The organism is Pseudomonas sp. B21-031 (genome assembly GCF_024748985.1).
GTDB classification, from domain to species: Bacteria; Pseudomonadota; Gammaproteobacteria; order Pseudomonadales; family Pseudomonadaceae; genus Aquipseudomonas; species Aquipseudomonas kermanshahensis.
In genome coordinates this window covers 3,574,979-3,596,876 of record NZ_CP087181.1, presented here as the reverse complement: position 1 = coordinate 3,596,876, position 21,898 = coordinate 3,574,979, and the positions used below count along the sequence as shown (strand labels likewise).

General features: G+C 64.0%; 22 protein-coding genes and 1 riboswitch. Of the genes, 11 read left to right on the top strand and 11 right to left on the bottom strand.

Annotation, left to right across the window (positions count from 1 at the left end; all coding sequences use genetic code 11):
* Nucleotides 1-33: 33 nt before the first annotated feature.
* From LOY53_RS15825 to LOY53_RS15815, 3 genes are read right to left on the bottom strand one after another with little or no spacing between them, the layout of a single operon-like run.
* Nucleotides 34-354, bottom strand: a complete 321-nt coding sequence (locus LOY53_RS15825) for an NIPSNAP family protein (protein ID WP_252824769.1) — start codon at nucleotides 352-354, stop codon at nucleotides 34-36.
* A complete protein-coding gene (locus tag LOY53_RS15820; protein WP_258702948.1) occupies nucleotides 339-2,072 on the bottom strand; it encodes an FAD-dependent oxidoreductase in 1,734 nt (577 codons plus the stop codon). Before LOY53_RS15820 ends, LOY53_RS15825 begins: the two co-directional genes overlap by 16 nt.
* A 3-nt stretch (nucleotides 2,073-2,075) precedes the next feature.
* A complete protein-coding gene (locus LOY53_RS15815; protein WP_252824765.1) occupies nucleotides 2,076-2,885 on the bottom strand; it encodes a shikimate dehydrogenase in 810 nt (269 codons plus the stop codon).
* Between the two features lie 281 nt (nucleotides 2,886-3,166).
* Between LOY53_RS15815 and LOY53_RS15810 the strand changes: the two genes are divergently transcribed.
* A complete protein-coding gene (locus tag LOY53_RS15810; RefSeq protein ID WP_258702947.1) occupies nucleotides 3,167-3,937 on the top strand; it encodes an IclR family transcriptional regulator C-terminal domain-containing protein in 771 nt (256 codons plus the stop codon).
* Between the two features lie 35 nt (nucleotides 3,938-3,972).
* Here the strand turns inward: LOY53_RS15810 and LOY53_RS15805 are convergent, their stop codons facing one another.
* Both LOY53_RS15805 and LOY53_RS15800 read right to left on the bottom strand, forming a co-directional pair.
* Nucleotides 3,973-4,767: an ABC transporter permease gene (locus LOY53_RS15805; protein ID WP_252824762.1), complete on the bottom strand. Its 795-nt coding sequence runs from the start codon at nucleotides 4,765-4,767 to the stop codon at nucleotides 3,973-3,975.
* A complete protein-coding gene (locus LOY53_RS15800) occupies nucleotides 4,764-5,441 on the bottom strand; it encodes an ATP-binding cassette domain-containing protein (protein ID WP_258704178.1) in 678 nt (225 codons plus the stop codon). The genes LOY53_RS15805 and LOY53_RS15800 overlap by 4 nt, the downstream gene beginning before the upstream one ends.
* A 174-nt stretch (nucleotides 5,442-5,615) precedes the next feature.
* On the opposite strand from LOY53_RS15800, the gene LOY53_RS15795 reads away from it, so the two are divergent.
* From LOY53_RS15795 to LOY53_RS15770, 6 genes are all read left to right on the top strand, one after another.
* The gene (locus LOY53_RS15795; RefSeq protein ID WP_258702946.1) at nucleotides 5,616-6,380 is read left to right on the top strand and encodes a hypothetical protein; all 765 of its coding nucleotides are present in this window, start codon (nucleotides 5,616-5,618) and stop codon (nucleotides 6,378-6,380) included.
* A 17-nt stretch (nucleotides 6,381-6,397) separates the two neighbouring features.
* Nucleotides 6,398-6,820 (top strand): hypothetical protein, encoded by a 423-nt coding sequence (locus LOY53_RS15790; protein WP_252824760.1) that lies wholly within the window; start codon nucleotides 6,398-6,400, stop codon nucleotides 6,818-6,820.
* Nucleotides 6,821-6,904: 84 nt separating this feature from the next.
* Nucleotides 6,905-7,570, top strand: a complete 666-nt coding sequence (locus tag LOY53_RS15785; RefSeq protein ID WP_252824759.1) for a response regulator — start codon at nucleotides 6,905-6,907, stop codon at nucleotides 7,568-7,570.
* Nucleotides 7,546-8,889 (top strand): HAMP domain-containing sensor histidine kinase, encoded by a 1,344-nt coding sequence (locus tag LOY53_RS15780; RefSeq protein WP_258702945.1) that lies wholly within the window; start codon nucleotides 7,546-7,548, stop codon nucleotides 8,887-8,889. The genes LOY53_RS15785 and LOY53_RS15780 overlap by 25 nt, the downstream gene beginning before the upstream one ends.
* 131 nt (nucleotides 8,890-9,020) lie before the next feature.
* On the top strand, nucleotides 9,021-9,380 hold the full coding sequence (locus LOY53_RS15775) for a RidA family protein (protein ID WP_099454537.1): 360 nt from the start codon (nucleotides 9,021-9,023) through the stop codon (nucleotides 9,378-9,380).
* 202 nt (nucleotides 9,381-9,582) lie between these two features.
* Entirely contained in the window at nucleotides 9,583-9,969 is a 387-nt protein-coding gene (locus LOY53_RS15770) for an NUDIX domain-containing protein (RefSeq protein WP_099429745.1), read from the top strand.
* A 28-nt stretch (nucleotides 9,970-9,997) separates the two neighbouring features.
* Here the strand turns inward: LOY53_RS15770 and LOY53_RS15765 are convergent, their stop codons facing one another.
* The 6 genes from LOY53_RS15765 to nikA form a co-directional block, all read right to left on the bottom strand.
* The gene (locus LOY53_RS15765; protein WP_252824757.1) at nucleotides 9,998-11,344 is read right to left on the bottom strand and encodes a sodium:proton antiporter; all 1,347 of its coding nucleotides are present in this window, start codon (nucleotides 11,342-11,344) and stop codon (nucleotides 9,998-10,000) included.
* A 72-nt stretch (nucleotides 11,345-11,416) separates the two neighbouring features.
* Entirely contained in the window at nucleotides 11,417-12,274 is an 858-nt protein-coding gene (nikE, locus tag LOY53_RS15760) for a nickel import ATP-binding protein NikE (protein WP_258702944.1), read from the bottom strand.
* The gene (nikD, locus tag LOY53_RS15755) at nucleotides 12,271-13,041 is read right to left on the bottom strand and encodes a nickel import ATP-binding protein NikD (protein ID WP_258702943.1); all 771 of its coding nucleotides are present in this window, start codon (nucleotides 13,039-13,041) and stop codon (nucleotides 12,271-12,273) included. The genes nikE and nikD overlap by 4 nt, the downstream gene beginning before the upstream one ends.
* A complete protein-coding gene (gene nikC / locus LOY53_RS15750; RefSeq protein WP_258702942.1) occupies nucleotides 13,042-13,887 on the bottom strand; it encodes a nickel ABC transporter permease subunit NikC in 846 nt (281 codons plus the stop codon). It lies immediately after the preceding gene.
* The gene (nikB, locus tag LOY53_RS15745; RefSeq protein ID WP_027596261.1) at nucleotides 13,884-14,825 is read right to left on the bottom strand and encodes a nickel ABC transporter permease subunit NikB; all 942 of its coding nucleotides are present in this window, start codon (nucleotides 14,823-14,825) and stop codon (nucleotides 13,884-13,886) included. Before nikB ends, nikC begins: the two co-directional genes overlap by 4 nt.
* Nucleotide 14,826: 1 nt before the next feature.
* Nucleotides 14,827-16,401 (bottom strand): nickel ABC transporter substrate-binding protein, encoded by a 1,575-nt coding sequence (gene nikA, locus LOY53_RS15740; protein WP_408981306.1) that lies wholly within the window; start codon nucleotides 16,399-16,401, stop codon nucleotides 14,827-14,829.
* Between the two features lie 219 nt (nucleotides 16,402-16,620).
* Nucleotides 16,621-16,828: riboswitch (cobalamin riboswitch) on the top strand.
* A gap of 108 nt (nucleotides 16,829-16,936) precedes the next feature.
* Here nikA and LOY53_RS15735 point away from each other — a divergent pair.
* The 4 genes from LOY53_RS15735 to LOY53_RS15720 are packed head-to-tail and all read left to right on the top strand — an operon-like array spanning nucleotide 16,937 to nucleotide 21,888.
* Complete coding sequence (locus LOY53_RS15735) at nucleotides 16,937-19,075, top strand: TonB-dependent siderophore receptor (RefSeq protein ID WP_258702940.1); 2,139 nt, start codon at nucleotides 16,937-16,939, stop codon at nucleotides 19,073-19,075.
* A gap of 46 nt (nucleotides 19,076-19,121) precedes the next feature.
* A complete protein-coding gene (locus LOY53_RS15730) occupies nucleotides 19,122-19,907 on the top strand; it encodes an ABC transporter ATP-binding protein (protein ID WP_258702939.1) in 786 nt (261 codons plus the stop codon).
* Nucleotides 19,889-20,872: an ABC transporter substrate-binding protein gene (locus LOY53_RS15725; RefSeq protein ID WP_408981377.1), complete on the top strand. Its 984-nt coding sequence runs from the start codon at nucleotides 19,889-19,891 to the stop codon at nucleotides 20,870-20,872. The genes LOY53_RS15730 and LOY53_RS15725 overlap by 19 nt, the downstream gene beginning before the upstream one ends.
* Complete coding sequence (locus tag LOY53_RS15720; protein ID WP_258702937.1) at nucleotides 20,869-21,888, top strand: iron ABC transporter permease; 1,020 nt, start codon at nucleotides 20,869-20,871, stop codon at nucleotides 21,886-21,888. The genes LOY53_RS15725 and LOY53_RS15720 overlap by 4 nt, the downstream gene beginning before the upstream one ends.
* Nucleotides 21,889-21,898 lie beyond the last annotated feature (10 nt).

The window sequence follows — 21,898 nt, the reverse complement described above, 5'->3', positions numbered from 1 at the left end:
GAGGGGCTCCGGTCAGGTTGGAGAGGGCGTCAGTTACTGCAGCGGTGAAAAGCCGGTCGGCCGCATCAACCGCGACTGCAACCGCAACACTGCGTCCAGTTCGCGATTGCGCTGCGAGAACTCCGCCCAGCGCGGGTCCGCCACCATCGCCGCGCGGCGCTGCATGCGGTCGTCGAGGCTGGTGTAGGCCCACAGGTGCACCACCTGGTTGACCTCGCCGAATTCACTGGTAAAGAAACCGACCAGCTTGCCCAGGTGCTCGCTCTGCACCGCCAGCGCGTGGCTTTGGTAAAGGGCCAGCCAGTCGGCCATTTTCAGTGGGTCGAGGGTGTAGGTTCTCAGTTCGTAGTACATGCATGTGTCTCCACAGGGTGGGCCTGCGCCTGCAGGCGGTTGGCAATATGGCTGGCGGCGATCCAGCCGAAGGTGAGGGCAGGGCCAAGGGTGATGCCTGGGCCGGGGTAGGTGCCGTTCATCAATGAGTTCATGTCGTTGCCCGTTGCATATAGGCCGGCAACCGGCGTGCCGGCGCGGTTGAGCACGTTGGCATGGGCGTCGGTCACCAGGCCGCGTGCCGAGCCCAGGTCGCCGGTGTGGAGCTGGATGGCGTAGAACGGCGCCTTGACCAGGGGCGCGAGGCAGGGGTTGGGCGTGTGATGCGGGTCGCCCATGTAGCGGTTGTAGCTGTTGCCGCCTTTGTCGAATGCACGGTCGATGCCGTTGCGGGCATCGGCGTTGAAGCGCTCCAGCGTCGCCTGCAATGCTTGAGGGTCGACGCCGATGGCCTCAGCCAGGGCGTGCGGTGTGGCGGCGCGGTACAGGTAGCCGGCGTCGATCAGTGCCGCGTTGTTCACAGGTTTCGGGCGTGCCAGGCCCAGGCCGTAGCGGTTCATGGCCTCGGCGTCGCAGATCAGCCAGCAGGTGGTGAGGTTGCTGGCGAACATGGTCTGCACGAAGTGATGGTAGGAGTTCGACTCGTTGACGAAGCGCTGCCCGGCCGGGTTGATCGCGATCACCCCTGGTTTGGCACGGTCGGTGACCAGGTGCGGGAAGCGTTCGCGCTCACCATTGGCATGGCGCAATTCGGAAACGGGTGCCCAGAAGAAGTTAGCGGCCAGCCCCTCGCCGTAGGCAGCATCCACCGCTTCACCCAGGTGCAGCGCGGCGCCGTCATTGGTTGGCGGCGACATGGTCAGGTGCGGCGCATTAACGCCTGGGCGGTAGGCGGCAGCCAGTTCGCCGGCTGCGAAGCCGCCCATGGCGCAGACCACACCACCCCGGGCACGCACCCGTACGCGCCGGCCTTCGTGCTGCACCACCACGCCGGTCACCGCGCCGTGCTCGACGATCAGCGCCTTAGCCTCGCTGCGCAGCCACAGTTGCGTGCCATGGGCAAAGGCCGTGGTGGCCAGGCGTGCAATCAGCGCATTGCCGGTGGTCAGGCGGGTGCCACGGTGGTGGTGAAGGCGGTCCAGCGCATAGCGCGCCATCAGCTTCAGGCAATGCCACAGGGCGCGTGGTGATTTGCGCAGGCCAAGAAAATGCTGGATATCCACACGGTTGACCATCATCCCGCCGAACAACAGCATGCCCGGCGGCGGCATTTTCAGGTCTTTGAAGCGCGGGCCGAGGCGGCGGCCGTCGTACTCGACCATTTCCAACGCCCGGCCGAACTGGGTGGCGCCGGGCTCATCCGGGTAATAGTCCGGCGAGTGCGGGCGCAGGGCATAGCGCAGTTCGGTGTGGCGCTCCAGCCAGCGCAGCGCTTCATGCCCGCGTGCAATGAAGGCGTCTACCAGCGGTGCGTTGTAGCCGGCACCAATCACGGTTTTCAGGTAGGTGCGCATGGCTTCGGGGGAGTCTTTGGCGCCGGCTGCACGGGCTTGATCGGTGCCATACACCCACGCCGCACCGCCGGAAATCGCCGACGTGCCGCCGAAAGTGTCGGCTTTTTCCACGACCAGTACCTTCAGGCCAAGGCTGGCGGCCGTGGCGGCGGCGGCAAAGCCCCCGGCACCACTGCCGAGGACCACCAAGTCGTACACCGGTTGCGCGTGTTCGGTAGCGGCCATGGCTCAGATCTCCAGCGGGGTGACGCCCATGAAGGCGCCGAGGTGTCCGAGTTGGGCGAAGGCCATCTGCGGGCCAGTCTGGATCGCACAGCCCCGGTCGCGAGCCTGCTGCAACAGCGGGGTGATTTCTGGCGAGGTGACCACGTCGGCAACCAACGTGGAGGGTTGCAGGGTTGCCAGCATCGGCGCTGGCAGCGGCAACTCATCGTTGCTACCCATGCCAACCGGCGACGCGTTGACCACCAGGTCGAACGCTTCAAGCGAGCGGTAGTGGGTGGTGATTTCGAGACTGGGGAAGGCCGTGCCGAGTACTTCGCAAAGCGCGCCAACGCGGGTAGCGCTGGGGTCGCTGAGGGTGATTTGGCGCACGCCCGCTTCGCCCAGTGCGTAGGCGATTGCACTGCCCACCCCACCACAACCGATCACCAGCGCGCGTTTGCCTGCTGGCTGAAAGCCCTGTTTGCGTGCGGCGCCAAGAAAGCCTGCGCCGTCGACATTGTCGCCGAGCAGGCGGCCGTCACTGTGGCGGCGCACCACGTTGACCGAACCCAGTGCGGCGGCGCGTGCGCTGAGGCCGTCCAGGCGTGCGGCCAGTGCCTGTTTGTAGGGCACGGTGACCACGCAACCGCGCAGGTTCTGCCAGCCGCGCAGGCTGCCGACAAAGGCTTGCAGCGCAGTCTCTTGCAGGTCGATGGGGAGCATTGCCAGGTCGCAGCCGTTGCTGGCGAACCAGGTGTTGAAGTTTTCAGGCGATTTCACCTGGGCGATGGGTGAACCGACGATGGCGACCAGTTCTGTGGAACCCCGAATCATGCTGACCTCCGTGCTTGCTGTTGTTGTGCAGCAAGGGTGACGGGGTAGTGGGCGCGGGGAAATGCGCTTGTCGGGCGGGTAGTGCGATAATCGCAGTCAGGTGGCGATTATTGGCGGGTAATACCGAAAAATGTTCGTCAGAAATACGCTCCCTCACTGTAGGAGCAGCCTTGTGCTGCGAAGAGGCCAGTGGCAACACCCGCGATCTTCGCTGCTTTTACTGGCCTCTTCGCAGCACAAGGCTGCTCCTACCCGGGCTCGCGCATCACTGGAGAACCCCCATGGACAAACCCGATATCCACCCCCGCGACCTGATCGCGGGCTTGCAGAAAGGCCTGGCATTGATGCAACTGTTCAGCGTCGATCAGCCACGCCTGACCGTGCCGCAGGCAGCCAGGCTATCGGGCCTGACCCCCAGCGCCGCGCGCCGCTTCCTGCTGACGTTGGTACACGAAGGCTTCGCCGACACCGACAGCCGCCAGTACTGGCTCACGCCCAAGGCGCTACGCATCGGCCAGGCCTACGTGGACTCGGCGCAGTTGCCGCGCATGCTGCGGCCCATCGTCGAGCAGGTGGCGCGGCAGACCCAGGAGCATGTCTCGGTCGGCACCCGTGACGGCGATGAAATCATCCACCTGGTGCGCAGCCGCTACAGCCACATCGCCTCGTTGTCGATCAGGCCCGGCTCGCGGGTGCCCATGTACTGCACCGCCGGCGGCCGAATCTGGCTGGCGGCACTGGATGACGCTGCGCGCGAGGACTACTTCTCACGCAACCCGCTCCGCCCGCTCACGCCCTATACCCAAACTGATCGGGCGCTGCTGGAAGCAGAGCTGCAGCGCGTGCGCCAGCAGGGCTACAGCATCGTCGACCAGGAATACGAAATCGGCATGCGCGTGCTGGGTGTACCGCTGCTGGACCGTAGCGGCCAGCTGAAGGCGACCCTGACGATCACCACCCACGCCTCGCGGTTGAGCGTCGACGAGATTCGGCTGCGCTACCTGCCACCGCTCTACGAGGCGCAGGCGTTGTTGAAGCCGGTGGTTGGCTGATTGTTGCGTACAACGTTCAGCGCGCTTGCACGGTGTTACTTCTGCTTCGAGAGCCTGTGCGACATGAACTGGTGTGAGGCCGAGAACAGTCGCCGGAACGTTAGCAACACTGCGCACACGGTCCCCAGCGCTGAGGCTGCGGCAATCAGGAACATGATGACGATCTGGTAACGGACGGCCTCTGCCGGACTTTGCCCGGCGAGGATCTGGCCGGTCATCATCCCTGGCAGGCTGACGATGCCAACCACCGTCATCTGGTTCAGGGTTGGCATCATGCCGGCTTTCACCGCCTGCGCAGCAGCGGCCTGAGCCGCCTCCCAGCGGGTGCCGCCCAGGCTCAGGACCGTTTCCACGGTGGCGCGGTTGGTAGTGAGCTCGCGTGTCATGCGGTCGATGCCCAATGACACGGCTGTGAGCGTGTTGCCGAGCACCATGCCGAGGATAGGGATGGCGTACTGGGGGGTGTACCAGGGGTGTACTTTCAGCACCACGAACAGGCCGATGGCCGTGACCAGCCAAGCGCTCAGCCAGACAGAGATGATGCTGTCGACGAGCAAACCGCGGTGACGATGCTTGCCGCGCCCCGCCGCCGAGCTGCCTGCGACAAGCGTCATGGCCAGCATCAAGGGCAGTACCACATACCATTCGGCAAACTGGAAAACCCAGCCCAGTATGTAGCCGATCGCCAACAGCTGAACCACCGTGCGCAGCGCGGCCCACAGCAGTTGCCGCTCAAGTTGCAGCTTTAGCAGAACGGACAGCACGCCATTGATCAGGATGAGCAATGACGCAATCGCCAGGTCCGCATAAGAGAGGTTCTGATAGGTCATGTGATGTTCTCGCAAAGCACACCTTGCCGCATGCTCATCTGGCGGGTGCACATGCGCAGGGCCTGTTCACGATCATGCGATACCCAAATATAGGCACGCGAATGCCTGGATGCGTTGAACCAGTTCATCACCAGCCGTTCCACGGCGGCTGCCGAGCGCGGGTCTAGCGCTGAAGTGGGTTCGTCGAACAGGATCACCTGGGGTTCCAGCAGCAGCACGCGGATCAACGCAACCAGTTGTGCTTCGCCGCCCGACAGGTCGGTGGCCAGCTTGTGCAGAAAGCCCTGGGGTTTTTCCGCCTGGCCCAGCAGCTCATCGAGCACGCGGCTGTCGAGACTGCGGTGGCGCAGCGCCTTGAGCTTGAAGGGCATCTGCAGGTTGTCCATGACTGACCCTTCCACCAGTGCGGGCCGTTGTGCCAGGTAACAGACGCATGACCGGTAATGGGGGATCGAGTGGGCGGCGATGGCGTTGTTCATCCATCGGACTTCGCCGGTGCTGGGCACATCCAGCAGCGCCAGCAAGCGAAGCAGCACACTTTTGCCCGAGCCTGAGTTGCCACTGACCGCCACACGCTCGCCTGCGCACAGCGAAAAGTCGGTCGGTGCGAGCAATGGCGCGTTGTCTGAGGCCGCCACGCGGCTCAGGTGCTTGGCTTCGATCAGCACTGGCAGGTGCTGCGCGGCTGAGGGGGGTGAGGACACGAGGCCTTCCTGGGTCAATCATCGTTGGCCGGGCCAGTGTCGCAGAGGCCGCGCCCGACAACCAGCCTGCGCAGCTCAGGCCCAGCTAAGTTTTCATCCGTAATGTGCCTCCTGACCGCGACAGGCTCCGAGGAGGTACTTGCTATGAATACAGTGAGCACAGGCTGGCTGAATAAAGTCCCGGAAGTGACGTTGTCCTTCTGGATCATCAAGATCATGTCCACCACCGTGGGCGAGACGTTTGCCGACTTCCTGGCCGTCGATGTCGGTTGGGGGCTGGGCATCACCAGCGTGGTGATGGCCTTGCTGCTGAGCGCCGCGCTGGCGCTCCAGCTGCGCAAGCGCGAATGCGAGCCCTGGATTTACTGGTTGTGCGTTGTACTGGTGAGCATTCTGGGGACCCAGATCACCGATATCCTGACCGATGTGCTGGATGTCAGCCTCTACACCAGCACCGCCGTGTTTTCAGTGCTGTTGATGGCCAATTTTGCAGCCTGGTACGCGTTGGAGCGCAACCTTTCGATTCGTCACATCGTCACCGCCCGGCGCGAGTGGTTCTATTGGAGCACGGTGCTTTGCACCTTTGCCCTGGGCACCGCGGGTGGCGATCTCGCGACCGAGGCACTGGGCCTGGGCTTTGGCATCGGTACGCTGATTTTCGGCGCCTTGATCGCCGCCTGCCTGATTGCCTGGCGGCTGGGCGTCAATACGGTGCTGGTGTTCTGGGTCGCCTACATCCTGACCCGCCCCCTGGGCGCATCCCTCGGCGACCTGCTTACCCAGGCACACGCCTATGGAGGCCTTGGCATGGGCGCCACCTGGACCAGCGCGATATTCCTCTGCGTCATCTTCATCCTGGTAGGCGTCGCCCAGATCGATGCCGTCCAGTCCCGGCGGCTCGCCCCTTGAACACGAGGTCCTTATCCATGATTTCACATTGCACATTGCGCTCTGTCTTGGCGGTCGCCTGTCTGGCCTCGGTACTCGGCATCACCCAAGGCTGCTCCAAGGCAGATGACCCGCAACAGCCTACCGCTGGGGTTCATGCCCCCAGCAAGCTCGGTGACCTGAGCGCATTTCGGGTTATTGCCGAGGACGTCGCGGCGAAGGTGGACGCCCAGGACCTGCCTGGTGCCAAGGCGCGCATCAAAGACCTGGAAAAGGCTTGGGACGAAGCCGAGGCCGGCATCAAGCCGCGTGCTGCCAGTGACTGGCACCTGCTGGACAAAGCCATCGACCATTCGCTCGATGCGCTGCGGGCAGGCCAGCCACAGCAGGGCGATTGCAAGGCGGCGATGAGTGACCTGCTCAAGGCCTTCGATACCTTGCAGGGCCCGCGACAGGGCTAAGCAGGGCTGGAGCGGGACGACAGTTTTCCTGTAGATACCGGGGAGGCTATCGTTCCCTCAAAGGTTGGCACCGAGGGAGACGCCATGCGAATTCTGTTGGTCGAAGACGACACCATGATTGCGCAGGCATTGCAGGCTGCACTGGAAGCAGCGGGGTATGCCGTGGACTGGGTCGACAACGGCCTGACGGCGGAGGCGGCACTGCGTACGCAAGCCTACGACCAGGTCCTGCTCGACCTTGGCTTACCTGGGCAGGACGGCCTGCAGGTGCTGCAACACCTGCGTGCAGCGGACAACCCGGTGCCGTTGCTGATCATCACGGCGCGGCCAGGCCTGGATGACCGCTTGCGTGGCCTGGATGGCGGCGCGGATGATTTTTTGCAAAAGCCCTTCGAGATGGCCGAGCTGCTGGCCAGAATGCGTGCGGTCATGCGCCGAAAAGGCGGGCGTGCGGCGCCCGAGCTGGGTAACGGCAAGGTGACCCTGGACCCGGCCGCAAAATGCGCGTGGGTGCCAGGCCAGGACGCCGTGCAGTTGTCCAACCGTGAATTCACGCTGTTGCAGGCATTGTTGGTACGGCCCGGCGCGATCCTGTCGCGTGCGGAGCTCGAAGACAGGCTCTACGGCTGGGGCAACGAAGTCGAGAGTAACGCCGTGGAGTTTCTGATCCACGGTTTGCGCCGCAAGCTGGGCAAGGATGTCATCCGCAATGTCAGGGGGCTGGGATGGATGGTCTCAAAAGACGTCTGAAGTACTCGCTGCAACTGCGGCTGTCGTTGGCGCTGACGATTGCGATTCTGCTGGTGGCGACCCTGACCGGCCTGTTCAGCTATGTGTCGGCCTACGATGAAGCACTGGAGTTCCAGGACAACAGCCTGCGCCAAGTCGCGGCGTTGCATACGCGACAGGGCCTGACGTTTCACTACGTCGACAACCAGGCCATCGCGGCCGAAGACGACGAAGAAACCCGGATTGTGATTCAGTACCTGGCGGATGGCGCCAAGGCAAGCCATGGCGATGACAGCCGGCTGCCGCTGCCCATTCCCGTCACGGTCGCCGATGGCTTGTCGACCGTGCAGGTGGGTAACGAGCCCTTTCGCGTGTGGGTCGGCAAAGACGCCTCAGGGGCGCGCTTTGTGGTGGCCCAGGAAATCGGCAGCCGCAACCGTGATGCGCGCGACAGTGCATGGCGGGCATTGCTGCCATTCGCCATTCTCTTTCCGACGCTGCTGCTCGTGGTTGCCGACCTGATCCGCAAGCTGTTCAAGCCCGTCACCGCGTTGGCGGCGAAGCTCGATAGCCGAGAGGATCAAGACATGCGTCCCATCGATGATCAAGCCCTGGCCAGTGAGATCCGCCCCTTCGTGCATGCGATCAATCGGCTGCTGGCGCGCGTCGCGCGCACGCTGGAGGGCCAGCAGCGATTTGTTGCAGATGCAGCCCATGAGCTGCGCACACCCCTCACAGCGTTGTCCCTGCAGAGCGAGGGGCTGGCGTCCGAACCGATATCCCCGCAAGCCCAGGCCCAAGTCAGCCAGCTACGCCGGGGTATCGGCAGGAGCCGCAAGCTGGTCGAGCAACTGCTTGCCCTGGCGGGAGCACAACTTGGCGCAGAGCCTTCTGGCAGTGTGTCGGTACATGAAGTTTGCCGCTTGGTGCTGGAAGACCTGATGCCGCTGGCGGAGCGAAAGCAGCTCGACATTGGCGTCGAAGGGGATGATGTGCGCCTGACCATCCGTGAAATCGAGCTTCGCGCAGTGGTCAAGAACCTGGTCGAAAATGCTATTCGCCACGCGCCCGAGGCGGGGCATGTCGAAGTGTCGATGCAGCAAACGGCGGAGGCGGTAGAGCTGTGCGTCCGTGACGACGGGCCAGGCATCGCGCCCGAAGAATGGGAGCGGGTGTTCGACCCGTTCTACCGAGGGCACGGAAACCACGAGGAAGGTTCCGGGCTGGGGTTGTCCATCGTGCGGACCATTGTGCAACGCACTGGGGGGCAGATAGACGTTGGCTTTATCGATGCGGCCAGCCAGCAGGGCTGGTGTGTGCGCTTGCGCTGGCCCCGGTGAAACGCCGCTGAAACGTGTCGACATGCAGCCAGGCTAAATGCCCCGCGTGGACAATACATCCATTAATGGGTAGAACAGGGGGCCTGCTCGACGCAGTGGTTTTCTATCTCGACACGACAAGGAATATCAGGATGACGATCGAACGCCTGCACACTAACGCTCGCATGAGCCTTGTGGTCAAGCACCAAGGCACCGTGTACCTGTCCGGTGAGGTTGCCAACGATTTTGCCGGCGATGTGCAGCAGCAAACCCGTGAAACCTTGCAGAACATCGAGCGACTGCTCGACCAAGCCGGCACCGACAAGACACGGATTTTGTCCGCCACCCTCTACCTTAAGGACATTGATGCCGACTTCGCGGGCATGAATCAGGTGTGGGATCAGTGGTTGCCGCACGGGTGTGCGCCAGCGCGTGCGACAGTGCAAGCCAAGTTGTATGACCCTGCCGTGCTGGTCGAAATTTCGATTATTGCAGCGCTCCCCGACGCGTAACGGCTTGCTCACAACTCAGCTCTAAGTGCAGCACTGGCCCACAGCGCTGCACAATCTTCTACTGCCGAACGGAACTACCGCCCAGGCCACGCTTTCTCAAGGCTTGTTGCCTGCTTTCAAAGTGGCGCGATATTCGCATCCAGGTGAATAACGCTACCCGCTTACGAGCGCAGGGCGGTGAGTTGGGAAGTAGGAGGTAGACATGTCTGACAGAAGCAGCCTCAGGAGCAGAGCGACGGTGCTGTGCTTTCGCAGTGGCAAAATACTCCTGGTGCGTAGAAAGGCCAGGAAATGGGGCTTTCCGGGGGGCGGTGTGGGCACGAATGAGGCACCGTTGCATGCCGCCAGCCGAGAGCTGAAAGAGGAAACAGGGATTTGCCGTGAGCGCTTGGTGGCGCTATGCACGCTGCAAGTCGGTAACACCCTCCATTACATTTTCACCCTTCAGCTGGACGATCAGGACAAGCCGGTGCCGAAGAACGAGATCGTCGCTTGCAAGTGGATTGAGCGCGACGCACTGAATACCTCCCTTCTCAAGCCCGCCGCTGCGGCACTGCTACGTAGCGAGCTGCCGGCACTGTGTGCTTGAGCCGAGTCACGCAGGGCAGGGCGCTTAGTTAGCCGTCACGGCGTTTTCGGCCTGCTTCATAACGCGACAGCAGAGGTTGCACGCTTAACCCATGCACGACAATGCTCAGCGCCACTACCGACAGCGTGAGGTTGGTGATGGCCGCGGCATCGATGGCGCTCAGGCCGTGGTTTACCGAGTAGAACAGGTAATAAAGGCTGCCGATACCGCGTATGCCGAACCAGCCCAGCATGCCGCGCTGGCGAAGGTCCAGCAGGCCGCGCCCTGGGATGACTAGCGTGCTCAGGGGCCGAATGAACACGAACAGCGCCGCGCCTACGGTCAGTGCGCGCCAGTCCCAGTGCTCGATCAACACGACACCGAGCAAGGTCACCAGAAACACCTCCATCGCCCGCTCCACAAGCCCACCAAACGAAAGCATGTCGCCCAGCATGATGCCGGCTGCGACCTGCGTGTCTTCCAGCGCGGCGATATCGCCTTTGACCGCGTGCTCCGGTGCGACATGCTGGTGGCCGACCACAGGCTGCACAAGGTGTTCTGCAGGCGCTTGTGGGGTGGGGCTGGCATGCACTTCGGCCTGTCGTAGGCCCAGCCCGGCAGCAAACACCGCGAGAAACCCATAGCCATGGATCAGGTCGGCCACCACGTAAGCCATCGCGATCAGCGCCAGCGCCAGGTAGTCGTTGGGCGAGAGGGTGCTGTCCTCGTGCCGGGTGCGCAGGTACAGGGTCAGGTGCCCTAGGCCGCGCCCCAGCCAATAACCGCTGAGCAAGCCGGCGGGCACCGCCCACAGCACGTCTTGCCACAGCCAGTCAGTCAGCCATTGGCTGCCTGCTGCGCCCTGCACAAGCAGCAAGCCCAGGATTACGAACGGAAAGGCGACCCCATCGTTGAGCCCTGCTTCACCCGACAGGCTGAAACGCACGCGGTCGTAGTCCTGCGCGTCATTGACCTGGACCAAGGTGGCCAGCACCGGATCGGTCGGGGCCAGGATGGCGCCAATCAACACCGACACCCCCCAGCCCAGGTTCAGGCCGTAATGCAGCACCAGGCTGACCCCGGCGATGCAAGCCAGCATGACCGGCCCAGCCAGGAAAACCGCCACCCGCCAGCTGCGGCTGCTCAGCGGCAGGCGCAGCTTGAGGCCGCTGACAAACAGGGAAAACAGCACGGCGACCTCGGTCAGGTGCTCCATCCAGCCGTGCGCATCGGGCAGCTCGAGTTGCAGCAAGCCGAGGCCACCGGGGCCAAGCGCGACGCCCAGGGCCAGGCACACGACCGAGGTTGTGACCGGGATCCAGCGCAGGTAAGAGGAGGTCAACGCCAGCAGCAACAAGACTGCGCCGAGCATGGCCACCCAGACGATGAAGCTCATGTGCGCAGTGCCTCCACGGCGTCGGACTCTGGGGCTGGCGCAGGCAGGCAGCTTTGCTAGCCACCGGCTGGGTCAGACACTCAGTCTAGTCGTCGCCCGAACTGCCGCAGGTGACAAGGCGGCCGGCGACCCTGCCTCAGGCTCGCGCATTGTTGGCCGCACCGGCAGTACTGCGGCCTGTAGCTGCTTGCCAACGGCGTGATCGAACGAAAGCCTACCGTCTATCTGACGCTCCTCGATGATGCGCCCGGCGTCCAACACGACCACCCGCTGGCAGAAGTAGCGCACCAGGCTCAGGTCATGGGTGATCAGCAAGAACGCGGTGCCGTGCTCGCGTCGAAGTGCATCCAGGCGCTGCAGCAGCTGCAGTTGCAACACCCGGTCCAGGTTTGACAAGGCCTCGTCCAGTATCACCAGTTTGGGTGAGATGGCCAACGCGCGGGCGATATTGGCGCGCTGCAGCTGGCCGCCACTGAGTTGGTGCGGCAGGCGCTCGGCATGCTCGCTGCGCAGGCCCATGTGCTCTAGGAGCTCCACGGTACGGGCGTTGCGTGCAGCTTCGCCCAGCTCGCTCAGGTGACGCAACGGCTCGGCAATGCTCCAGCCGATGCTGCGTTGCGGGTTGAACGCGCTGGGCGCGTCCTGGAGGACCAACTGAACGGCGCGCAAGAAAGCACGGGCGTCACCGCCGCGCAGTCGGCTGACCTCTTGGCCGGCAAATGTCACCTGGCCACACGCGGGTTTCTCCAGGCCGAGCAGTAACCGAGCAAGCGTGCTCTTGCCGCTGCCGCTGCTGCCGAGCAGGCCAAGCGACTCACCGGGCTGCAACTCAAGCTCAATGCCGTCGAGCACCTGCAGCCAGCCGCGTCTGCTCAGTAGCCCTCCGGAACGGTAGCCATGCCCGAGTTGGTTAACGTGCAGCAGGCTCATGGCTGGCTCCCGTTCAGTAGCTGATGGGCTTCAAGCAGGGTGCGGGCGGTGGCGCTGGCCGGTTGATCGAACAGGCCATGCACTGTTTGCCGCTCGACGACGCGCCCCGCTTCCATCACCGCGACATGGTCGGCGCAGCGGGCAACCACCCCCATGTCATGGGTCACCAACAGCACGCCAAGCCTGTGCTGCTGCACCAGCTTCATGAGCAGGTCGAGAAAGCGTGCCTGGCTCACGGCGTCGAGGTCGCTGGTGGGCTCGTCCGCCAGCAGAAAGGGGCTTTCGGCCATGAGCGCAAGGGCGATCATCATGCGCTGCAACATGCCGCCGCTGAGCTGGAACGCGAACGACTGCAGGACCCGATTGCGGTCATCCAACCCGACGGCCTCCAGGCATTCATCCATGCGCGTACGTGCAGCGCTGCCGACGACCCCTCGCAGTTTCAGGGTCTCCTGGGCATGGCTAGCCATGTTGCGCACAGGGTTGAATGCACTGCGTGGGTTCTGCAGGATCAGGCTGGCAAGCTGCCCACGCACCTGATCGGCCGCCAATGGCTTGCCATCGTGCAGCAACTGGCCGCGTGTACGGCGCAGGCCTGGCGGCAGCACGTCAAGCAAGCCCAGGCAACTGAGCGATTTGCCCGATCCGCTGTGACCGACCAGGGCACAGACTTCACCGCGGCGCAGCTGCAGGTCGACGTCGTCCACCAACACGCCAGCACGCCCTTCGATACACAGGCCTTTGAGCTGTAACGTCGATACTGGCATTCAATGAGCCTCCTGGGTTGGGTCCAGACGATCACGCAACGCATCGCCCAGCAGGTTGAACGCCATCACCGAGAAGAAGATCATCAGCCCGGGCAACAGCAGCAGTTGCGGCTGGGTCCAGATGAACTCCTTGGCATCGTTGATCATCACCCCCCATTCGGCACTGGGCGGGGTGACGCCAAGGCCGAGGAAGGACAGCCCCGAGACATGCAGCATCATGTGCCCGATGTCCATCGTGGCCAGCACCAGCAAGGGGCCGGCAATGTTCGGCAGCACATGCTGGCGCAGCCGCGCCCAACGTGAGGCACCGGCCAGGCGTGATGCCATCACGTATTCGCGGCCGCGTTGGGCGATGACCATGCCGCGTACCATGCGCGCATACCATGCCCAGTGCGACAGGGCGATGGCAATGATCACGTTGCTCAGGCCAGTACCCAGCAGGGTGACGAAGAAGAACGCCAGCACCAGCGTGGGGAAGGTCATGAACATGTCGCACAGGCGCATCAGCAGCAGGTCGACCTTGCCACCGACAAAACCGGACACCCCGCCCACCAGCAAGCCCAGAAACAGCACCAGCGCCAGTGTCAGCATTACGCTGCCCAGCGACAGCCGTGTGCCGACGATCAACCGGGACAGCACGTCGCGGCCAAGGTGGTCGGTGCCCAGCCAGTGGCTGCTGTCCGGTGGCAGCAGGCGTCGGCCGAGGTCGACCAGGTCCGGGTCGTGCGGGGCAAGCCATTGGCCAAACACGGCCAACATGCAGAGCACGGTGACCAGTACCAGCCCAGCAATCAGGTTGGCCTGGCCGGCCAGCGTAGCGCGACGGAAGATGGCCAGTACACTCATGCGTCGACCCCTTCAAGACGGCTGCGAGGGTCGAGCCAGGCATAACAGACATCCACCACCAGGTTGCAAACCATCAGCAGGCCTGTCAGCAGCAGGGTGAAGCATTGCATGACCGGAAAGTCGCGGTTGAGCACCGCCGACACCGCGAAGCGGCCTACGCCGGGCCAGGCGAAGATGGTCTCGATTACCAGTGCCCCGCCGATCAATTCCCCGATGTGCATACCAGTGGCCGTGACGAAGGGTAGCCAGGCGTTGCGCAGTACGTGGTCACGCCATACCCGGCGCTCGGGCAGCCCGCGAGCACGGGCGTAGGTGACATAACGCTGGCCGCTGGCCTCCAGCAGGCTTGCCCGCAACAGGCGGGCGTTGATCGACATCGACATCAGGGCAATCGCCAGTACCGGCATCACCAGATGCCCGGCACTGCCGCGGCCCAGTGGCGGTAGCCAGCCCAGCCAAAGGGAAAACAGCGCAATCAGCAGAAACGCCAACCAGAAGTTGGGCATCGAGACACCCAGGAACGTCACCGCGCGGACGGCGTGATCGGGCCAGCGCCCTTGCCAGCGCGCAGCAACCAAGCCAAGCGGAATCGACAGCAGCAGCGTGCAGGCCAGGGCCAGGCCGCCCAGTTGCAAGGTAGCGGGCAGGTAGTAAAGGAGGTCGTCGAGCACCGGCCGCCCCGTGAGGTATGAAATACCGAAGTCCAGCTGCACGGCCTTCCCGAGCCAGGTCAGGTACTGCTCAAGCAACGGCCGGTCGAGCCCCAACGTATGGCGGACTTCGGCAATGGCCGCGTCAGTCGGCGGGATGTGCGACAGGCGAAGGTAGTCCAGGGCCGGGTCGGTGCTGCCCAGGTGCAGCAGCACGAAGACCAGCAGTGAAACACCGAGCATTACCGGTACCAGCAGTGCCAGCCGCAACAGGATATAGCGCAGCATGTCAGTTTCCCTGCTTCGGTGTCATGGCTTCGAACGGCACGTCGAACAGCGTGCTGCCGAATTGCACATGGGCAACGGAGTCGCGGCGAACGCTGATGGCGGTAAGGTAGGAAATCGGCAGGTACACGGCTTGCTCATGCAGGGTGGTGAGGATGAACCGGTACTGTTCGGCGCGTTGCTGCGCGTCGGTACTTGCCAGTACCTGGCCAATGCGTTGGTCCAGTTCGTCCTTGATCGCCAAACCGCGCTGCGCCATGTAGTCGGCATGGCCGGCATAGCGCATGGAGCTGACAAAGGAGTGCGGGTCGTAGGGCGCTCCCCAGGTGTCGGCGAAGATCATGCCGAAGTCGCCATCGCGCTGGCGCCGGACCAGCCCACCTTCTTCGACCGCACGCAGCTCGATGCGCATGCCGACGTTAGCCAGCTCGCCTTGCAGCACTTCGGCCAGGCTCTTCTGCAGCGCGCTGGTGCCGAGGAACACCAGTTCGATCGACAGCGGTTCACCGGCCTTGCTACGTACCGTCGTGCCTGCCGTCAGGGTCCAGCCGGCAGCGTCAAGTTCGCGAGCGGCTTGGGCAGGGTCGTAGGCGTAGGGTTTCAGGCCGATGTCGGCATAGGGCATGTTGCTGGCGAACAGGGTATCGGCACGGGGCTCGAGGCCATACAGAATCTTGTCGATGATGGCCTGCTTGTTCACCGCCTGGTTGATCGCTTGACGCACGGCCAGGTCACGGGTGGCGCCGTGCCCGGTGTTCATCGCCAGGGTGCGGGTAGCCAGCGGTGCCGAGAGGGCGGTGGCGAAGCCTTGGTCGCGCAGGCGCACGAAGGTGCCGGCGGTAATCTCGCCGGCGGCCCCTTGAATCAGCTCGAGCTCGCCGGCCTGCAGGGCCAGCGCGCGGCTGTTGGGATCAGGGATGACGTTTACCAGCACCTCACCATAGGCCGGCTTTGCGCCCCAGTAAAAGGGGTTGCGGGCAAAGCGGTCATACTCGCCCAAGCGCGATTCGACGCGCATCCATGGGCCGGTGCCGGCGGGTTCGCCAGGTTTGGCCTGTGGGGAGCCGAAGCGCAGCGGGCGCACTTGGGCCAGTTCCATCAGCGTTGGGTAGTACGGGTGCTTGAGCACCAGGCGCAAGGTCAGCCGGTCAAGGGCTTCGATGTGGTCGAGGGTGGTGACCAGCTCCATCCAGCGATGGCGTTGGCTATTGGCCAGGACGGCATCCAGGTTGGCCTTGGCAGCTGCAGCGTCGAATGGCGTGCCGTCACTGAAGCGCACGCCATCTCGCAAGTTGAAGGTGTAGGTCTTGCCATCGTCGGAGACTTGCCAAGCCTGTGCCAACCACGGCTCTACCGTGCCCGCCGAGGTGTAACGCACCAGCGGTTCATACACCATGGCCTGGGCGTACATCTGATTGGGCGAGTAGCCGCGTGGGTCGAGTGGGCCTGCGTTAACGGGCCAGGAATACACCAGCGTCGGGCTTTGTTGGGGGGTGCTGTCTGCGTGTGCGCAGAGGCTTGCGGCGACCATGAGAATGCCCCAGAGGGCGGGCGTTCGTTTAGCTGACTGCTGCTTCACACGGGGTCCCCACTTCGACGGAGGCGTAAGGCTAAAGAGTGGTGGGAATGATGTCCATGCAAAAACTTCTTACTGAACGTTACAAAATGCCGCGCCAGAAAAGGCAGTAGAAAGCCCCGGCGATGATTGAACCGTGACGCGTTCGCCCAGGGCCTGAAGTGGCGAGTTCAGGCGACCTGTTTGCCATAAGCCGGTTGACGCAGCGGCCTTTTGATGGTCATCTGCGCGCCTGTTTCAGGTGCCCCCTGCCGCCGTGCATGGGGTGAAACGGGAAGCCGGTTCGTCATCGTTCGATGATCAGTCCGGCGCTGCCCCCGCAACGGTATGCGAGCGAAGCATTCAAGACACCACTGTGCCCTGGCATGGGAAGGTGAATGCTTCATGACCCTCGCGAGCCCGGAGACCGGCCTGAAGCATCGTTTGGCAAACCCGCGGTGGGCGGGCGCAGGCCGGTTTCCGTGGGCGTGCTCGCCCGCGATTCCTCTTTGCGTTGTTCCCTCCGGGATTCTTTCATTCCTGCTTCAAGTGGAACGACATGTCCCGTTATTCGCTGTTCAGTTCTCTGCCAGGTACGCTGCTGCACGCCAGCCTGGTGCCCTGTGTGTTTCTCTCTGTTGCTGCCCACGCCGCCGAGGCGGACAACGCCCTGGCGCTACCGGCCACGGACATTACCGGCACGGCCGAGCACAACCCTCAGCCCGACTTGCATACCCCAGGCACCAGTGGCTCGCGGCTTGGCCTGACGCCGCTGGAAACGCCGGCCAGCGTGACCAGTATCAGTGCCGAGCAAATCCTTACGCGCAACAACGCCACGGTGCAGGACGCGGTCACCCGTTCACCCGGCATCACCTTCATCGGCACCCCCGGTAACGGCGGCACGGCCTTGTCGGCCCGCGGCTTCACCGGGCACAGCTCGACCATGCAGTTGTACGACGGTACCCGGCTGTACGTGGGCGCCGGCACCGTGACCTTCCCGGTCGATACCTGGTCGGTCGAGCGCATCGATGTGCTGCGCGGCCCGGCCTCGGTGTTGTACGGGGAGGGCGCCACCGGTGCGGTGGTCAACGTCGTGCCGAAGAAGCCTTTTGAAGGCGAAATCCGCAATCACCTGCGCCTGGGCTACGGTTCGGATGACCGTCGGCAGATGGCCTTGGACAGCGGCGGCTCGCTGACCGACACCTTGAGCTACCGCCTGAACCTCAACAAGCTGGCCAGCAACGGCTGGGTCGACCGGGGCGATTCGCAGAGCGTCGCCATCAGTGGCGCGCTGCGCTGGCAGCCCAGCGATGAACTGAGCTTCACCCTCAGCCACGACTACGGTGACCAGGACCCGCAGCAGTACATGGGGACGCCGTTGGTGGACGGTCATTACCGCGAGTCGCTGCGCGATCATAACTACAACGTCGACAACGCCAAGGTGCATTACAACGACCAGTCGACGCGGCTGGTCACCGACTGGGTGATCAACGACAACTTCACCGCCAGCAACCAGCTGTACTTCCTCAAGGCCCAGCGCCGCTGGCGCAACGCCGAGACCTACACCTGGCTACCAGGCGACCAGGTGCGGCGCAGCAGCTTCATCAGCATCAAGCAGACCCAGGAACAGCTTGGCGATCGCCAGTCGTTCACCCTGCAACATTCGCTGTTCGGCCTGGACAGCCAGACCGTGGTGGGCGCCGACTACAACACGATCCGTTTCGTGCGCAAGCACGACTTCGGCAACACCCTGACCGATACCGTGCCGTTGTCCGGTTCCGGTGGGGGCGAGTACATCAGCAACGACCCTTACCGCTCGCGCGAAGCCAACCAGGCCAAGCAGTTCTCGCTGTTCGCCGAAAACCGCACGCAACTCACCGAGCGCCTGTCGTTGATCACCGGTGCACGCCGCGACCAGGTGCACCTGAACCGCGACGACCTGGATGCCGATACCCGCACCGATCGCAGCTTGTCTGGCGACAACTGGCGCGCCGGTCTGGTGTTCGCGCTGACTGAGGACCTGTCGGTTTACGGCCAGTACGCCACCAGTACCGAAGGTGTGAGCAACCTGCTCACCCTCAACGCCACGCAGCAGCAATGGGACCTGAGCACTGCCAAACAGACCGAAGCCGGCATCAAGCACAGGCTGCCTGACGGGCGAGGCGAGTGGACCCTGGCGGCGTATCACATCGTCAAGAAAAAGCTGCTGAGCACCGACCCGCTCAACCCCACGCTGCAACAGCAGGTTGGCCAACAGTCGTCGGACGGTATCGAGGCCACTCTCGAACTGCGCCTGCCATACGACGTGCAGCTGTCGGCCAACGCCGCCTGGGTGCGCGCGGAGTATGACGAGTTTGCCAGTGGCGCCAACGACTACTCCGGCAACCAGCCGATCAACGTGCCGCGCCGCTCCGCCAACCTGTGGTTGAGCAAAGACTTCGGCCAACGCTTCAGTGCCGGCGCCGGGGCGCGCTATGTCGACAGCCGCTACGCCGATAACGCCAACACCGTCGAGGTGCCCAGCTACACCGTGGTTGACGCCAACATCGACTGGCACGTGCAACCGGACCTGACCCTGGGCCTGCAGGTGAACAACCTGTTCGACCGCCAGTACGCCACCACCACGGGTAACAATGGCCGGCAGTGGTACCTGGGCGAACCGCGTTCGTTCTTCGTCACGGCTGACTACAGCTTCTGAGCCTGTCGCACCGGCCCCTGGCCGGTGCTTCCTGGAGGTGATGCCCATGACGCAACTGCACATCGAGGCCCTGGACTGGGCCTTGCTTGAACGGGGACGGCCGCCGCGCCCGCTGCTGCAGGGTGTGGACCTGCGGGTGGAACAGGGCGAGTTCGTCGGCTTGATCGGCCCCAATGGCAGCGGCAAGACCAGCCTGCTGCGGTGCGCCTACCGCGCCAACGAACCTGCCGAGGGCCGTGTGCGCCTCGGCAGCGATGACCTTTGGCAACGCAGCGCACGCTGGAGCGCACAACGCATCGCGGTGGTGCTGCAGGAGTTTCCCGACGCGTTTGGCTTGAGCGTTGGCGACATCGTTGCGATGGGGCGCGCACCGCACAAGGGCGTGTTCGACGGCGACACGGCCGAGGACGCCCGGCAAGTGGCCCAGGCACTGGCGCAAGTTGGCCTTGCCGGCGAGGGCGAACGGGCCTTTGCCAGCCTGTCTGGCGGCGAGAAACAGCGTGTGCTGCTGGCCCGGGCGCTGGTGCAGACGCCACAGCTGCTGCTACTCGATGAGCCAACCAACCACCTCGACCCACGCTACCAGCTGGAGCTGCTTCAGCACCTGCGTGGCCTGGGCCTGAGCATTCTGGCCAGCCTCCACGACCTCAACCTGGCGGCTGCGTTTTGCGATCGGCTGTACGTCATCGACGGCGGGCGCATCGTCGCCTGCGGTACGCCACAGCAGGTGCTGACCCCCGCGCTGCTGCTGCAGGTTTTCGGCGTCGAGGCGCTGGTTGACCCGCATCCCCTGCATCCCTACCCACGCATTACCTGGATCACCCGAACATGACTGTCCGCAACCTGATCGGCCTGTTGGCGCTGCTGACCGCGCTGCCGGCGATGGCCCGCGATTACCCCTTGAGCGTGCGCAGCTGTGACCGCGACATAACGTTCACCCAGCCACCGCAGCGGGTCGTGGTGCACGACGTGAACATGACCGCCATGCTGCTGCACCTGGGGCTGCGCGAGCACATCATCGGCTACACCGGCTTCACTGCCAGCAAGCACCGCGACCCGTGGGTGGATGCAGCGCTGCAAGGCGTAGCACCGCTGGCCAGCCGTTACCCCGCCATCGAAACCTTGCTGGCGGCTGAAACCGACCTGTTCTTTGCCGGCTGGAACTACGGCATGCAGGTCGGTGGGCCGGTCACGCCCAGCACCCTCGCGCCGTTCGGTATCCCGGTGTATGAGCTGAGCGAGTCGTGTTCGTGGGTCATGGCCCAGCAACGGGCTAGCCTGGATGACGTTTATCGCGACCTGGGCAATCTAGGTCGGATTTTTTCCGTCCAGCCCCAGGCCGACGTCTTGATCGCAAGCATGCGCACGCGCATCGGTGACGTGCAGCGCCGGCTTGAACACGCGCAGGCTGCGCCCCGTGTATTTCTGTACGACAGTGGCGAAGACCGCCCGACCACCTCGGGAAGGCTGGGCGTACCCCAGGCCCTGATCGAGGCGGCAGGCGGTCGCAATGTGATGGACGACGTGTCTGCCAGCTGGACCCAGGTGAACTGGGAGAGTGTGGTGGAGCGCGACCCGCAGGTCATTCTGATCGTCGACTATGGCCCGAGCAGCTGGCAGCAGAAGCGCGATTTCTTGCTGCGACAGCCGGCATTGAAAGACGTGGAGGCGATTCGTGAGCAGCGCTTCATTGTGCTGACTTACCTGGAGGTAACGCCCGCTGTCGAGAACGCCCTGGCCATCGAGAAGCTGGCGGCTGCCTTGCATCCGCAGCTGTTCCAAGGTGCCGTTCAATGAGGGTCGGGCACAGCCCTGTGGCCTACCGGTGGTTGATCGTGATGCTGAGCGCACTGTTGCTGGTGTCGTGCCTGATCGCCCTGGCATTCGGCCCCGCATCGGTACCGCTGGCCCACGTGGCCGGGATCGTCGGCCAGCAACTGGGCATCGCCGGGCCAGGGGAGTGGTCCCAGAGCCAGGCGCAGATCGTCTGGCTGATCCGCGCCCCCCGGGTGTTGCTGGGGGCCTTGGTGGGGGCCGGCTTGGCGCTGGTCGGCACGGCGTTGCAGGCCGTGACCCGCAACCCCCTGGCAGACCCGCACCTGCTGGGCGTCAGCTCCGGCGCGGCGTTGGGGGCGGTGCTGGTGATGCTCTACCTCGGCGAATTCATCGGTGCCTTCAGCCTGCCGTTGGCGGCGTTCATAGGCGCAGCAGCGAGCATGCTGCTGGTGATCGCCGTGGCGCGGCGCCATGGCCGCATGGAAAGCGATCGCCTGCTGCTGGCGGGCGTCGCCGTGTCGTTCGTGTTGATGGCCGTGGTCAATCTGCTGCTGTACACGGGTGACCAGCACGCCGCCGCCTCGGTGGTGTTCTGGATGCTGGGAGGCCTGGGGGCGGCGCGCTGGCATGTCCTCTGGTTGCCAGCGCTTTGCGTGGTGCTGGGGCTGGTGGCCTTGCAGGTCATTGGGCGCGGGCTGAATGCGCTGATGAGCGGTGAGCAGACCGCAGTGAGCTTGGGCTTCAGCGGCCGACGCCTGCGCCTGCAGGTGTTCACCTGCACTTCGCTACTGACCGGTGTGCTGGTGTCGCTCTCCGGTGCCATCGGCTTTGTCGGCTTGATGGTGCCGCACATGGCGCGGGCGCTGGTAGGTGCGGAAAACCGCCGGCTGATGCCGGTGAGCGCACTGCTGGGGGGCATTTTCCTGGTCTGGGTAGACGTGGCTGCACGCACCCTGATCGCCCCGCAAGACCTGCCGATCGGCATTGCCACCGCAGCGCTTGGCGGGCTGTTTTTCATTGCCCTGCTCAAGCGCTGAACGGCGGTGG